Origin of the sequence: Allobosea sp. (assembly GCF_036675845.1) — a bacterium.
Taxonomy (GTDB): domain Bacteria; phylum Pseudomonadota; class Alphaproteobacteria; order Rhizobiales; family Beijerinckiaceae; genus Allobosea.
The window spans coordinates 59039-73232 of sequence record NZ_JAKFED010000086.1; the positions used below are offsets into that span (position 1 = coordinate 59039).

Consider the following 14194-nt stretch of genomic DNA (forward strand, 5'->3'; position numbering starts at 1 on the left):
GCGGCCGCCCTTCGCGGCCTCACCCGGCCTTGCGCTTGTTCTGGCGGTTGGCGATCAGGTCCTCGACCACCGCCGGATCGGCCAGCGTCGAGGTGTCGCCCAGCGCCCCGAACTCGTCCTCGGCGATCTTGCGCAGGATGCGGCGCATGATCTTGCCGGAGCGCGTCTTGGGCAGGCCGGGCGAGAACTGGATCAGGTCCGGCGAGGCGATCGGGCCGATCTCGTTGCGGACGTAGGAAACCAGTTCCTTCTTCAGGTCGGCGGAAGGCTTCTCGCCCGCCATCAGCGTGACATAGGCGTAGATGCCCTGGCCCTTGATGTCGTGCGGATAGCCGACGACCGCGGCCTCCGAGACCTTGGGATGCGCGACCAGCGCCGACTCGACCTCGGCCGTGCCCATGCGGTGGCCCGAGACGTTGATCACGTCGTCGACCCGGCCGGTGATCCAGTAATAGCCGTCGGCATCGCGGCGGCAGCCGTCGCCGGTGAAGTACTTGTTCGGATAGGTCGCGAAATAGGTTTCCTCGAAGCGCTTGTGGTCGCCATAGACCGTGCGCATCTGGCCGGGCCAGCTCTCCGCCAGAACGAGATTGCCCTCGGCCGCGCCCTCCAGCACCTTGCCCTCGGCGTCGACGATCTCGGGCCTGACGCCGAAGAAGGGCCGCGTCGCCGAGCCGGGCTTGAGCCTGGTCGCGCCGGGCAGCGGCGAGATCAGGATGCCGCCGGTCTCGGTCTGCCACCAGGTATCGACGACCGGGCAGCGCCGTTCGCCGACGACCCGGTGATACCACTCCCAGGCCTCGGGATTGATCGGTTCGCCGACCGAGCCGAGCAGGCGCAGCGACCGGCGCTTGGTCTTCTTCACCGGCTCCTCGCCGGCGCCCATCAGCGAGCGGATCGCGGTCGGCGCCGTGTAGAAGATGTTGACCTTGTGCTTGTCGATCACCTCCCAGAAGCGGGAGATCGTCGGATAGGTCGGGATGCCCTCGAACATCAGCGTCGTCGCGCCGTTGGCGAGCGGGCCGTAGAGGATGTAGCTGTGGCCGGTGACCCAGCCGACATCGGCCGTGCACCAGTAGATGTCGCCGTCATGATAGTCGAAGACGTATTGATGCGTCATCGCGGTGAAAACGAGATAACCACCGGTCGTATGCAGCACGCCCTTCGGCTTCCCGGTCGAGCCCGAGGTGTAGAGCAGGAACAGCGGGTCTTCCGCCTTGACCTCGACCGGCGGGCAATGGCCCGAAACCTTGGCGGCCTCGTCATGATACCAGACATCGCGGCCGTCCTGCATGGCGACGTTGCCGCCGGTGCGCTTGACGACGATGACCGTGCCGATGCCACCCTTCACCTTGGAGTCGGCGGCATCGACATTCTTCTTGAGCGGCACGGCCCGGCCGCCGCGCAGGCCTTCATCCGCGGTGATCACGATCTTCGAATCGGAATCCTCGATGCGGCTCGCCAGCGAATCCGGCGAAAAGCCGCCGAACACCACCGAGTGCATCGCCCCGATGCGCGCGCAGGCCAGCATCGCATAGGCGGCTTCCGGGATCATCGGCAGGTAGATGGTGACGCGGTCACCCTTCTTGACGCCCTTGGCCTTCAGGACGTTCGCGAACTTGCAGACCTCGGTGTAGAGCTGGCCATAGCTGATCTTCTTCGACTCGGACGGGTCATCGCCCTCCCAGATGATCGCGGTCTGCTTGGCCCGCGTCGCCAGATGCCGGTCGATGCAGTTATAGGCGACGTTGGTGGTGCCGTCCTCATACCACTTGATCGCGACCTTGCCCGGCTTGTAGCTGACGTTGCGGACCTTGGTGTAGGGCTTGAACCAGTCGATCCGCCTGCCCTGCTCGCCCCAGAACTTGTCGGGGTCCTTGATCGAGGCCGCATACATCTTCTTGTACTTGGCGTCGTTCAGATAGGCCTTCTTGGCCCAGGAGGCCGGCACATCGTAGATCGTCTCGGTCATAACGCGTCTCCCCAGACCTGGGCCGTCGGCAGGAGCCGGATTGCCGGCTCGGGCGGCATGAGGACGCTCCGATCCGACTCGGCTTCTTTCAAGTTCGGTCGCATCATAGGGCGCGAGCCCGTCCCGACAAGCGCCGGAGGCTCGCACTTTCGTTGCTGCGACTTTCGATCATGATGCTGCAGCGCACCCTCGGCGCTTCAAGCGCCCTACCAGCGATTGGCTGCGGGCGTTCAGAGCCCGCCCATCCTGCAAACCTGGGCCCATTCCTCGTCCGTCACCGGCTGCACCGAGAGGCGGAAGGAGGTCACCAGCGACATCTTGGCGAGCTTCGGCTCGGCCTTGGCCTGGGCCAGCGTCACCGGCTTGGGCAGCGGCTTAACCGCCTTGAAATCGACCAGCACCCAGGGCTCGCTCGGGATCCAGTTATAGGCTTCCCTGGTCACCTCGACGATGCCGACGATCTCGAGCCCCTCGTTGGAGTGATAGAAGAAGACCTGCTCGCCCTGCTTCATCGCCATCAGGTTGAGCTTGGCGGTGTGGTTCTTCACCCCGTCCCAATGCGTGCCCTTGGCGCCGGCCGCGACCTGCTGGTCCCAGGACCAGGTCGAGGGTTCCGATTTGATCAGCCAGTGAGCCATCAGGCGTCGTCCTCTTCTTCCTTCGCAGGCGCCGGCGGCCGCGAGGCCGCCTCGCCCTGTTCGTTCCAGAAACGCACCATCTCGCGGGTCAGCGCCGCATAGTCCTGCGGGCCGAGCTCGACCCGGACCTCGGCCTCGCCGAAGGGCAGGATCAGCACGAAGCGGTGGGTGTCCTCGGCCCGCCGGCGGCGCAGCTCGATCACCCGCTCAGCGATCCGCCCGGCCAGCGGCACAGGCTGGCTCTCGGCCACCAGTTCGGCGCCGGTGGTCTTGCGCACCTCGGCGATGCCGCGCGCCACGCGCTTCGTCAGGTCGGACCAGTCATTGGCCATCGCTACACCTCGCCTCAGTTTTCCGCCCGGATCGGCCGCGCCAGCAGCCCGGCCACCGCCTCGCGCACCCCGACCTCGCCGGCGATGATCGCCGCGACGGCCTCGGCGATCGGCGTCTCGATCTGCTGCGACCGCGCCATCTCGGCCAGGACCCCCGCCGTGAAAGCGCCCTCGGCGAGCTTGCCGCCGGCCGCTTCGGCCGGCGTCCGGCCCTGGCCCAGCGCCAGCCCGTAGGCGAAGTTGCGCGACTGCGCCGAGGCGCAGGAGAGCACGACATCGCCCAGGCCGGAAAGCCCCATCAGCGTCTCGGACTGCGCCCCGAAGGCCTCGCCGAAACGGCGCAACTCCGAGAAGCCGCGCGCCACCAGCGCCGCCCGCGCGCTTTCGCCATAGCCGAGCCCGATCGCGATCCCCGCCGCGATGGCGAGCACGTTCTTGGCCGCCCCGCCGATCTCGACGCCGCGCGGATCATTGCTGTGATAGATCCGCAGCGAGGGCGAACTCAGCGCCTCGGCGAGATCCTGCGCCAGCTCGGCCTCAGCCGCCGCCAGCGTCAGCGCCGTCGGCAGGCCCCGCGCGATGTCGGCGGCAAAGCTCGGCCCCGAGAGGATCGCCGGAATCGCGCCCGGCCAGAGCTCGGCGACGATCTGCGTGGTAAACAGCCCGCTCTTCTGCTCGATGCCCTTGGCGGCGGAGATCGCCGGCAGCCCGGCCGGCAGTTTTTGCGCCAGCGCCGCGCAGACCGGCCGCAGCGCCTGGGTCGGCACGGCGAGGATCAGCGCCTGCGCTTCGGCGAGCGCCGGCATCTCCGCGACCGGCGTCACGGTTTCGGGCAGGATCGCACCGGGCAGGCGCGGCACCTCGCGGCTCGCGCGCATCACCGCGACCGCCTCGGCATCGCGCGCCCAGAGCAGGACGCGCCGCCCGGCCCGCGCCGCCGCCAGGGCGAGCGCCGCCCCGAAGGAGCCGCCACCGACGACGCCGATGGTGGCGAAGCGCTCGGCCGGCGTCATCCGGCGACCTTGATCTCGTCGAGCGGCCAGCGCGGACGGGCGAGCGCGCTCATGTCGTCGACCAGCCCGAGGCGCAGCCGCTCCAGCCCGGCCCAGGCGATCATCGCGCCATTGTCGCCGCATAGCGCCAAGGGCGGCGCCACCATCGGCAGGCCGGCCTCGGTGGCGAGCCGCGTCAGCCCGCTGCGGATCGGCTGGTTGGCGGCGACGCCGCCGGCGACGACCAGCGTCGAGGGGCTGATCCCGGCCTCGCGGCAGGCGCGCAGCCCGGCGCGGGTGCGGTCGACCAGCACGTCGACCACCGCCGCCTGGAAGGAGGCGCAGAGATCGGCGACGTCGCGGTCGGAAAGCGGCGCGATCCGCTCGGCCATCAGCCTGACCGCCGTCTTCAGGCCGGACAGGGAGAAATCGGGATTGGCCCGCCCGCTCATCGGCCGCGGGAACTCGAAGCGCTCCGGATCGCCGTTCAAGGCTTCGCGCTCGACCGAGGGGCCGCCGGGATAGGGCAGGCCCAGCATCTTGGCGATCTTGTCGAAGGCCTCGCCGACCGCGTCGTCGATGGTCGTGCCGAGCCGGAGATAATCGCCGACGCCGCGCACCGCGAGCAATTGCGTATGCCCGCCCGAGACCAGCAGCAGCAGATAGGGGAAGGCGAGATCGTCGGTCAGCCGCGCCGTCAGCGCATGGCCCTCGAGATGGTTGACCGCGATGAAGGGCCGCCCCGTCACCAGCGCGATCGCCTTGGCGGTGGTCAGGCCGACCATGACGCCGCCGACCAGGCCCGGCCCGGCGGCGGCGGCGACCGCGTCGATCTCCGAGACCTTGAGCCCGGCATTGTCGAAGGCCCGCGCCACGATGCGGTCGATCGCCTCGACATGCGCGCGCGCCGCGATCTCGGGAACCACGCCGCCATAAGCGGCATGCGCCGCGATCTGGCTGAGGATCTCGTTGGAGAGGATCTTGGCCTCGCCGGCGCGATCGACCGCGACGATCGCAGCCGCCGTTTCGTCGCAGGTGGTCTCTATGCCCAGAACACGCATGGCCGGTCGGTCAAGAAGCTCGCTGGTTTGAGGTCCCGGCAGCAGGAGCGCCGCCAGGTGCGCGGTTTCGCGCGGGGATTTCCTTCGTATAGTGCTGCAAGGAAGAGAAGGCCAATGGGCCAGGGCCGGCCCGCGCCGAGAAACGGAGACGTTGCGCCGAATGACCGAAATGCCAACCCCGCCGCGGCAGCAGCGCCTGCCCGGCCGCTTCGTCATCGGCACCCGCGGCAGTCCGCTGGCGCTGGCGCAGGCGCGCGAATTCGCCGCCCGGCTGATCGAGGCCCATGGCTGGTCGCAGGAGGAACTGCCACTCGACGCCATCGTCACCACCGGCGATTCGATCCAGGATCGTTCGCTCGCCGAGGCCGGCGGCAAGGGACTGTTCACCAAGGAACTGGATATCGCCCAGCTCGCCGGGACGATCAATTTCGCCGTGCACTCCTCCAAGGACCTGCAGACCAGGCTGCCCGAGGGGCTCGTCATCGGCGGCTACCTGCCGCGCGAGGACGCCCGCGACGCGCTGATCTCGCGCGGCATCACCCGGCTGGCCGACCTGCCGCAGGGCGCCGTGATCGGCTCGGCCTCGCTGCGCCGGCAGGCGATCCTGCGTCGCGCCAGGCCCGATCTGAAGATCGCGCTGCTGCGCGGCAATGTCGCCCGGCGCCTGGCGAAGGTCGCCAGCGGCGAGATCGACGCGACGCTGCTGGCGCTGGCCGGGCTGCGCCGGCTCGGGCTCGAGGACAAGGCGAGCGGCATCCTCGACATTACCGAATCCCTGCCGGCGGTCGGCCAGGGCGCGATCGGCATCGTGATCCGTGAGGGCGATGCCGCCGCGATCGCCGCGCTCGCCCCGATCCTGTGCCGCGACACCGGCATCGCAGTGACGGCCGAGCGCGCCTTCCTGACCGAGGTCGACGGCTCCTGCCGCATGCCGATCGCCGGCCACGCCGTCGTCAGCGGCGACCGCCTGCATCTGCGCGGCCTGCTGCTCTCGCCCGATGGCTCGGCCAGCGCCGAGGGCGAGCGCCATGGTTCCGTCACGGAAGCCGCGCAACTGGGAGCCGATCTCGGACGCGAGTTGCGCGCCCGCGCTCCGGCCGGCATCTACGATCCGGCCTGAGCCTTCACGACCGCCCGAAGCGAGGAGAAGACATGCGCGTTCTGGTGTTGAGACCGCAGCCCGATGCCGAGCGCACCGCCAGGGTGCTGCGCGAGCGCGGCCAGGAACCGGTCCTCGCCCCGCTTTTCACCATCGTGCCCGGCGCCGAGACGCCGCCCGAGGGCCCGTTCGACGCGCTCGTCCTGACCAGCGCCAATGCGGTGCCGGCGCTGGCGAAGGCGCCGAGGGCCTGGCGCAAGGCCCTGCCGGCCTTCTGCGTCGGCACCCGCACGGCCGACGCCGCCGGCAAGCTCGGCTTCTCGACCCGCGACGCCAAGGGCAACCGCGCCGATCTGCTGGCCCTCATCGCCGACAAGCTGCCGCCGGCGCAGAAGCTGCTCTTCGTCGCCGGCCAGGACCGGCATGACGACCTGCCCGAGCAATTGCGCGCCGCCGGCCACGCGGTCACGGTCTGGACCGCCTATGAGGCGAAGGCCGTCGACGAACTGCCGCAGGCTGCGGCGGATGTCCTGCGCGGCGGCGATGCCGACGCCGCGCTGCATTATTCGCCGCGCAGCGCCCAGACCTTCCTTTCCCTCGCGAGGACGGCCGGCCTGGCCGAGCAGGCGCTCGCCTTGCCGCAGGTCGTGCTCTCGGCCGAGATCGCCGCGCCGCTGATCAGCGCCGGCGCCGGCACCGTGCTGGTCGCCGAGCATGCCGAGGAAGCCGCGCTGCTTGCCGCGCTCGACCACCTCCCCGCTCGCATTCTTCTCGGTGGCGATGCTAGAGAGGAGCCGGCGGCGCCCGAACCGGCCGCCGGGACGGACAAGGATGCGATGAGCGAGCCGAGCAGCGAACAGAGCCCGGCCGCCAGGCGTCGCAGCCGCTCGGGCCGCACCCCGCCGACCATCGAGCTGGCACCGCAGGCCGAAGCGCCATCCGAGACATCCACCGAGCCGCCCGCCGATGCCCCCGCCGGGACGGCGCTGCCGGAGGACGCCGCCGCGCCGCGGAACGCCGCCGAGGCCGAACGCGCCGAGAGCGCTGCCGAAGCGGTGCTGCCGACCGAGGCGCTGCCTCAGGAATTCGAACCGCCGCCGGTGCGCGAGCCGCAGCGCCGCTTCGGCCTGCCGGCGATCGCCCTGGCAGGGCTGGCCGGTGGTGCAGTCGGCGCCGGGCTGGTGCTGCTTGGCCTCCGGCTCGCCGGGCAAGACGATGCCGCCCGCTTCGCCGAATTGAGCCAGCGCCTCGAAACCCTGCAGGCGCAGAGCGCCGCCCTGCCCAGCCGCGCCGCGCTCGAAGCGGTCGACCGCAAGGCCAGCGCCGCCGCCGAGAGCGCCGCTCAGGCCGGCGCCGCCGCGCAAAGCAACGCCACTCGCCTCGCCGATCTCGCCAAGGCCGCGCCGTCGGCGGCGTCCGGCGATGCCGCGGCGCTGGCGGGCGTGACGGAAAGGGTCGCGCAGGCGGACAGCAACGCCGCAGCCGCGCGCAGCGCCACGGCCGAGCTCGAACGGCGCCTCGGCGAGACGGGACAGCGCCTCGCCGCGATCGAGACCAGCACGAAGAACGCGCTGCTGCCGAGTCGGCAGGCGCTGGCGGCGGCGCGCATCGTCCTGGCCGAGCGCATCCGCGACGCGATCGCCTCCGGCCGGCCCTTCCAGCAGGACATCGCCGCGCTGGCGGCCGGCGGCATCCCGGCAGAACAGCTCGCCGCCTTCGAGCCCGTCGCCGCCAGGGGCGCCGCGACGCGCGAGGCGCTGCTCGCGCAGTTCCGCGGCCACCGCGCTCTGTTCGCTCGCGAGAGCGCCCCGCCGGCGAGCGGCTGGCAGGACAAGCTGCTCGGCCTGGCGAGCCGGATCGTCACCATCCGCCCCGTCGGCGACACCGGTGCCAACGATCCCGCGACGCTGCCGCTGCGGATGGAGAACGCGCTCACGCAGAACGACATCGCCGCCGCGGCGACCCTCTGGGCGCAATTGCCGGAACCGGCGCGGCGCCCGAGCGAGGCGTTCGGGACGGCGCTCAAGCAACGTGCGGCGGCCGAGGCCGCCATCGCCGGGATCGCGCGGGACGCGGTTGCGGCGCTGGGTTCGGCAGGCTGAGGAAGGCTCTGGTCCATGGTTCGCGTACTGACCTATCTCCTCGTCATCGCCGTCCTCGCCGCCGGCGCCGTCTGGCTCGCCGACCGGCCGGGCGAGGTCTCGGTGCTCTGGCAGGGCTACCGGATCGAGACCAGCGTCGCGATCGCGGCGATCGGCGTCATCCTGCTCGCCTTCCTGGCGCTGGTCGCCTGGGCCGTGACGCGCTTCGTCCTCGGCCTGCCCTCCGCCTTCAGCTTCGCCTCGCGGGCCCGGCGGCGGGCGCGCGGCTTCGAGGCGGTCTCGCGCGGCATGGTCGCGATCGGCGCCGGCGACCCCATCGCCGCCGGCCGGCATGCCCACGACGCCCGCAAATTCGCCGCCGACGAGCCGCTGACCCTGCTGCTCGAGGCCCAGACCGCCCAGCTCAGCGGCAATCGCGGCCAGGCCGAGGCCGCGTTCAAGGCGATGCTCGACAAGCCCGAGACCCGCGTGCTCGGCCTGCGTGGCCTGTTCGTCGAGGCGCGCCGCCGCGGCGACATGGCCGCCGCCCGCGCCTTCGCCGACGACGCGGTGCGCCGCTCGCCCTCGCTCGCCTGGGCCAATGACGCCCTGCTCGACTTCCACACCAGCTCCGGCGACTGGCAGGCGGCGCGCACCGCCGTCGAGCGCCGCGCCGCCCTGCGCCTCGCCGACAAGGCCGAGGCCAAGCGCCAGCGCGCCGTCCTGCTCGCCGCCGAGGCGCTCGAGGCCAAGGGCCGCGAGCCCGAGAAGGCGCTCGCCGCCGCGCTCGAAGCGGTCAAGCTCGCCCCGGGGCTGACGCCGGCCGCGGCGCTGGCCGGGCGCATGCTCTCGGAGCGTGGCGACATCAAGAAAGCGGCGAAGCTGCTCGAGGCCGCCTGGAAGCAGGTTTCGCATCCCGACATCGCCGCCGCCTATCTCGACGTCCGCCCCGGCGACAGCGCCCGCGACCGGCTCGCCCGCGCCGAGACCCTGACCAGGCTCCGGCCGGCCGATCCGGAGGGCGTGCTGGCGCTGGCCGGCGCTGCGATCCACGCCCAGGATTTCGCCCGGGCCCGCGCGACCCTGAAGCCGCTGCTCGCCGGCGGCGCCTCGGTGCGCGTCTGCCTGCTGATGGCCGAGCTCGAGGAGGCCGAGCACGGCGCCGCCGGGCGCGTGCGCGAATGGCTGGCCCGCGCCACCCGGGCACCACGCGACGCCGCCTGGGTCGCGGACGGGCTGGTCTCCGACCAGTGGCTGCCGGTCTCGCCGATCTCCGGCCGCCTCGACGCCTTCGTCTGGACTGTGCCGCCGGCGACCCTCGGCCGCCCGACCGCCGATCTCGACGACGTGCTGGCCGATCTCGACGATTCGGCCCCGCTCCTCGAAGGCCGGGCCGAGACCGCGACGCCGGCAGAGCCGGTGCGGGACGCCGCCCCGGCGGCAACCGTGATCGAAGCGGCCGCGCTCGCGCCGGCAGCCCCGCCGCCCGGGCCGGAAAGCCGAGCCGAGCCGAAACCCGAACCCAAGTCCGAGCCCAAGTCGGAGCCCAAGTCCGAACCGAAGTCCGAGCCGGTTCCCGCCGCGGCCGCCGAGGCACCGCAGGCCGCCGGCAAGCCGATGACGCCGGCGCGGCCGGCGCAGGTCGTCTTCCCGGTGGCCCATGCGCCCGACGATCCGGGCCCGGAGCAGGCCACGCCCGCCGACGCACGCGGCCGCTTCCGCATCTTCAGTTAGCGGATTTCTGCCACTCAGGACGTCATTGCGAGCGCAAGCGAAGCAATCCAGGAGGGCTCGCTCTGCCGCCCCTGGATTGCTTCGGAGCTCACGCTCCTCGCAATGACGGCGAGCGACGCCGCGCTTTACGATGGATTCCGGCGCTCCGCTGCGCTGCGGCCGGAATGACGAGGCGTTTCCCGCGCCAGAACGTCCGCTTGGGGGTGCGGTTTCGAGCGCGCCGGCCTATACACGGCGCATGAACGCTCCCCATCTCGCCGATATCCCGACCGAACTCGTCATCGCGCCCGAGCAGGCGGGCCTGCGCCTCGACAAGGCGCTCGCTCTGCTCGCCGGCGAGATCTCCCGCGTCCGGCTGCAACAGGTGATCAAGGAAGGCGGCGTCAGCGTCGACGGCGTCGTGGTCGCCGATCCGAGCCGCAAGGTCGCCGAGGGGCAGCACCTCACGCTCGTCATGCCCGAGGCCAAGCCCGCTGCGCCGATCGGCCAGGCGATCCCGCTCGACGTCGTCTTCGAGGACGAGCACCTGATCGTCATCGACAAGCCCGCCGGCCTCGTCGTCCATCCCGCCGGCGGCCATGAGGACGGCACGCTGGTCAATGCGCTGATCGCCCATTGCGGCGCGAGCCTGTCGGGGATCGGCGGCGTGCGCCGGCCCGGCATCGTCCATCGCCTCGACAAGGACACCAGCGGCCTGCTCGTCGTCGCCAAGCACGACAAGGCGCATCAGGGGCTGGCCAAGCAGTTCGCCGACCATGGCCGCACCGGACCGCTGGAGCGGGCCTATCTCGCGCTCGTCTGGGGCGCGCCGCGCCGGCCCTACGGCACGGTCGAGGCGGCGCTCGAGCGCTCGAACCGCAATCGCGAGAAGATGGCGGTGGTCGGCGAGGGCAAGGGCCGCGAGGCGATCACGCATTTCTCGCTGGTCGAGCGCTATCCGGCCCTGCTGCGCGGCCAGGAGGAGGCCGAGGCGCTCGCCAGCCTGCTGGAATGCCGGCTGGAAACCGGCCGCACCCACCAGATCCGGGTGCATATGAGCCATCTCGGCCATCCGCTGCTCGGAGACCAGCTCTACGGCTCCGGCTTCATGACCAAGGCGAGCCGCCTGCCTGAGAATGCCCGCGCCGCGCTCGCCGCGCTCGGCCGCCAGGCGCTGCATGCCGCGGTGCTCGGCTTCGAGCACCCGGTCACCGGCGAAGAGCTGCATTTCGAGTCGGAACCACCGGCCGACTTTGCACGTTTGCAAAGTGAGCTCGCGATCCTGTGACGTTTTTTTGCTGCGCCGCCCACTTTCCGTCACTCTCGCATTGAATATACTGCGCTGCGAAGCGGATGGCTAAAGGGGCGCCGCTGAGCATGTTCCGCAAAAGCGGGAACCGCTTCTGCGAAGAGAACATGTGGCAAAGTACCGAGTTGGCGCGAGTTCTTGCCGTTCGGCCGGGTCCGGCCGAACGAAGGGCGCCAAGCGCGCAAGCCGGCGAGTGGACGATGGTCTTCGCTGTGGCGGCGCACCGGACAATCCTGCCCGATGGAACATCGGGTGGTCGGCTCGCCGCTGTGCGGGAGCCTGGAGAGGAGTACGAGCATGGCGATCGCGTCGCTGCCCGTCATGTCCGCCGAGGGCGGACTTTCACGCTACCTGGAAGAGATTCGCCGGTTCCCGATGCTGGAACCGAACGAGGAATTCATGCTGGCCAAGCGCTGGCGCGAGCATGGTGACCGCGATGCGGCCCATAGGCTCGTCACCTCCCATCTGCGCCTCGTCGCCAAGATCGCCATGGGCTATCGCGGCTACGGGCTGCCGATCGGCGAGGTCGTGTCGGAAGGCAATGTCGGCCTGATGCAGGCGGTCAAGCGCTTCGAGCCTGACAAGGGCTTCCGGCTCGCGACCTATGCGATGTGGTGGATCAAGGCCTCGATCCAGGAGTACATCCTGCGCTCCTGGTCGCTGGTGAAGATGGGCACCACCGCCAACCAGAAGAAGCTGTTCTTCAACCTGCGCAAGGCCAAGAGCAAGATCTCGGCGCTGGGCGAGGGCGATCTGCGGCCCGAGCAGGTCAAGACCATCGCCACCAAGCTCGGCGTCAACGAGCAGGATGTCGTCGACATGAACCGCCGCCTCGGCGGCGACGCCTCGCTCAACACCCCGCTGCGCGAGGATGGCGAGGGCGAATGGCAGGACTGGCTCGTCGACGACAGCGAGAGCCAGGAGCATCGCCTCGCCGAGTCGCAGGAGAGCGACAATCGCCATTCGGCGCTGCGCGAGGCGCTGAACGTGCTCAATCCGCGCGAACGCCGCATCTTCGAGGCGCGCCGTCTGGCCGATGATCCGATCACCCTCGAGCAGCTCTCGGAGGAGTTCGGCGTCTCGCGCGAACGCGTCCGCCAGATCGAGGTCCGCGCCTTCGAGAAGGTGCAGGAGGCGGTCAAGAAGGCGCTGGTGCGGATCGAGTCGCCGCGTGCGGCGCTCACCGCGGCCAGCGGTCAGTAAAGCGGCCGCAGCGGTTGCAGAGGCAGCCGCAGCGGCCCGAGATAGACCCTGCCCTCGCGCAGGACGACCGGCGGCAGCGGCGTGAGCCCTGCCGCCGCATTGCTTTTCTGGGCACCCGAGCGCCCGCCCAGCAGGGCTCCGAGCCCCGCCGTCAGGCCACCGCCGACCCTGATGCCGGCGATGCGCTCGATCCCGGCGACCGCCGCATCGAGCTGGCCGGCCGGCCGGTGGGCGTCGTCGAGCCCGATCCGGCCGGAGGCGTCGAGCCGGGCTGTGCCCTTGGTCAGGCCAAGCTTGGTGATCTCGACCCCGCCGCCGGCCGCCCGCCAGCTTTCGAGCGCATCGTGATTGAAGCCGCGCCGAAAGGCCAGGGCTTGCGAGACCGTGGCCTGCACGTCGAGATCGCCGGGCGCCGCATCGCCGAGCAGACCGTCGAGCAGCGCCATCACGGTGCCCTTCGTGCTCAGCGCGACATCGAACGCCTGCTGGCTGGCGAAACCCTGCTGATTGGGCCGCAGATGCGCCTCGAACAGTGCCGAACGCATGCTCTCGGAGCGCAGGCTGCCATCTGCCTGGTCAGGCGTGCGCAAGGTTGCGACGGGGTCGTTCAGCACGACCGAGAGCCGCTCGAACCCGGTCGTGGTCAGGCGCAGGCTGGCCTCGAACCGGCTCCAGGCGAGATCGGCGTTGCGGCCCGCGGGCAGGGTCGCCGTGAGAGGGCCCGCGACCTGGAGGATCAGATGGCCAGGCGTGCTGGCCTGGGCGACCGCGACCGTCGGGCCGGCTTCGAGCCTGACCTCGTCGCCCCAGCGCGAGGACACCAGCGTCACGCCGGCGCAGCGCACCTCGATCCGGAACGGATAGCCGCCGACGCTGCGGTCGCGGCAGGTCCAGTTTCGCCCGGCATTCGCCTCGCGCGCGATCCCGGCTTCGAGATGCTGTTCGACCTTGCCGCGCGCCACGACCCAGAGCCCCGACCAGCCCGCTGCGAGGAGTGCAAGCAGGACGAAGGGGGCGTAAAGCCAGAAACGGCTGGTCCGTCGCGCGGTGGTGGCGGCAGGCATGCGCGGTCGCTCCCTTGCAAGGATTTCGGCGGATTGATAGCGACCGGGGCGGCAGGACGCCAGCGCCGGGTCCGATCGGGTTGAATCAAACGGCGCGTGCTCCAGCGCCGGTCGGCTGCGGGTTGTCGTGCCCTGTCTGACGAGGCAAGCGGGCCAAATTGTGAGGATGCGGATGACGGAAGCGACGACGCCGGACGAACTCTGGGTCTTCGGCTATGGCTCGCTGATCTGGCGGCCGGGCTTCGATTTCGTCGAGCGTGCCGGCGCGCGCCTGCACGGCTTCCACCGGGCGCTCTGCATCTATTCGCATGTGCATCGCGGCACGCCCGAAACGCCCGGCCTGGTGCTGGGCCTCGATCGTGGCGGCATCTGCCGCGGCGTCGCCTTCCGCATCGCGGCCGAGCAGGCGGCCGAAACCATCGACTATCTGCGCGCCCGCGAACAGGCGACCTCGGTCTATCTCGAAAGGCGGCTGGCGGTCCGCCTCGACGACGGCCGCCGCCTGACCGCGCTCACCTATGTTGCCGACCGGGCGCACAGCCAGTATGCCGGCCGCCTGCCTGAGACGGCGGTGCTCGGCTTCGTCCGGCAAGGCAAGGGCGTCTCGGGCGAGAACCCGGACTATGTCCGGCGCACGCAGGAACACCTGCACGAGATGGGCATCCACGATCCGCTGCTGGCGCATCTCGTCGCCGAGCTCGACAAGGCCGCAAGCCCCGTCTCGCCCTGA

At 70.9% G+C, this 14194-nt stretch carries 12 protein-coding genes; 6 read left to right on the plus strand and 6 right to left on the minus strand.

The features are described 5' to 3' along the window. Window positions 1-19: 19 nt before the first annotated feature. From acs to tsaD, 5 genes are all read right to left on the minus strand, one after another. Window positions 20-1972: an acetate--CoA ligase gene (gene acs / locus V6M56_RS09675; protein WP_332683211.1), complete on the minus strand. Its 1953-nt coding sequence runs from the start codon at window positions 1970-1972 to the stop codon at window positions 20-22. 230 nt (window positions 1973-2202) lie between these two features. Continuing rightward, window positions 2203-2610: an EVE domain-containing protein gene (locus V6M56_RS09680; RefSeq protein WP_332683213.1), complete on the minus strand. Its 408-nt coding sequence runs from the start codon at window positions 2608-2610 to the stop codon at window positions 2203-2205. Then, window positions 2610-2942, minus strand: coding sequence for a hypothetical protein (locus V6M56_RS09685; protein ID WP_332683214.1), 333 nt, complete (start codon window positions 2940-2942; stop codon window positions 2610-2612). The genes V6M56_RS09680 and V6M56_RS09685 overlap by 1 nt, the downstream gene beginning before the upstream one ends. Before the next feature lie 14 nt (window positions 2943-2956). Continuing rightward, a complete protein-coding gene (locus V6M56_RS09690; protein WP_332683216.1) occupies window positions 2957-3955 on the minus strand; it encodes an NAD(P)H-dependent glycerol-3-phosphate dehydrogenase in 999 nt (332 codons plus the stop codon). Further along, window positions 3952-4995, minus strand: coding sequence for a tRNA (adenosine(37)-N6)-threonylcarbamoyltransferase complex transferase subunit TsaD (gene tsaD / locus V6M56_RS09695; RefSeq protein WP_332683217.1), 1044 nt, complete (start codon window positions 4993-4995; stop codon window positions 3952-3954). The genes V6M56_RS09690 and tsaD overlap by 4 nt, the downstream gene beginning before the upstream one ends. A 160-nt stretch (window positions 4996-5155) precedes the next feature. Here tsaD and hemC point away from each other — a divergent pair, with 160 nt between their 5' ends. The 5 genes from hemC (at window position 5156) to rpoH (ending at window position 12400) form a co-directional block, all read left to right on the plus strand. Further along, window positions 5156-6115 (plus strand): hydroxymethylbilane synthase, encoded by a 960-nt coding sequence (gene hemC, locus V6M56_RS09700; RefSeq protein ID WP_332683218.1) that lies wholly within the window; start codon window positions 5156-5158, stop codon window positions 6113-6115. Between the two features lie 32 nt (window positions 6116-6147). After that, the gene (locus V6M56_RS09705; protein ID WP_332683219.1) at window positions 6148-8196 is read left to right on the plus strand and encodes a uroporphyrinogen-III synthase; all 2049 of its coding nucleotides are present in this window, start codon (window positions 6148-6150) and stop codon (window positions 8194-8196) included. 15 nt (window positions 8197-8211) lie between these two features. After that, on the plus strand, window positions 8212-9909 hold the full coding sequence (locus V6M56_RS09710; protein ID WP_332683220.1) for a heme biosynthesis protein HemY: 1698 nt from the start codon (window positions 8212-8214) through the stop codon (window positions 9907-9909). 238 nt (window positions 9910-10147) lie between these two features. Next, on the plus strand, window positions 10148-11176 hold the full coding sequence (locus V6M56_RS09715) for an RluA family pseudouridine synthase (protein WP_332683221.1): 1029 nt from the start codon (window positions 10148-10150) through the stop codon (window positions 11174-11176). Window positions 11177-11494: 318 nt separating this feature from the next. Then, entirely contained in the window at window positions 11495-12400 is a 906-nt protein-coding gene (rpoH, locus tag V6M56_RS09720) for an RNA polymerase sigma factor RpoH (RefSeq protein WP_332683223.1), read from the plus strand. Here rpoH and V6M56_RS09725 read toward each other — a convergent pair. Next, window positions 12394-13464 (minus strand): DUF2125 domain-containing protein, encoded by a 1071-nt coding sequence (locus tag V6M56_RS09725; protein WP_332683224.1) that lies wholly within the window; start codon window positions 13462-13464, stop codon window positions 12394-12396. The genes rpoH and V6M56_RS09725 overlap by 7 nt on opposite strands. 172 nt (window positions 13465-13636) lie before the next feature. Here V6M56_RS09725 and V6M56_RS09730 point away from each other — a divergent pair, with 172 nt between their 5' ends. Further along, complete coding sequence (locus tag V6M56_RS09730; protein ID WP_442881122.1) at window positions 13637-14194, plus strand: gamma-glutamylcyclotransferase; 558 nt, start codon at window positions 13637-13639, stop codon at window positions 14192-14194.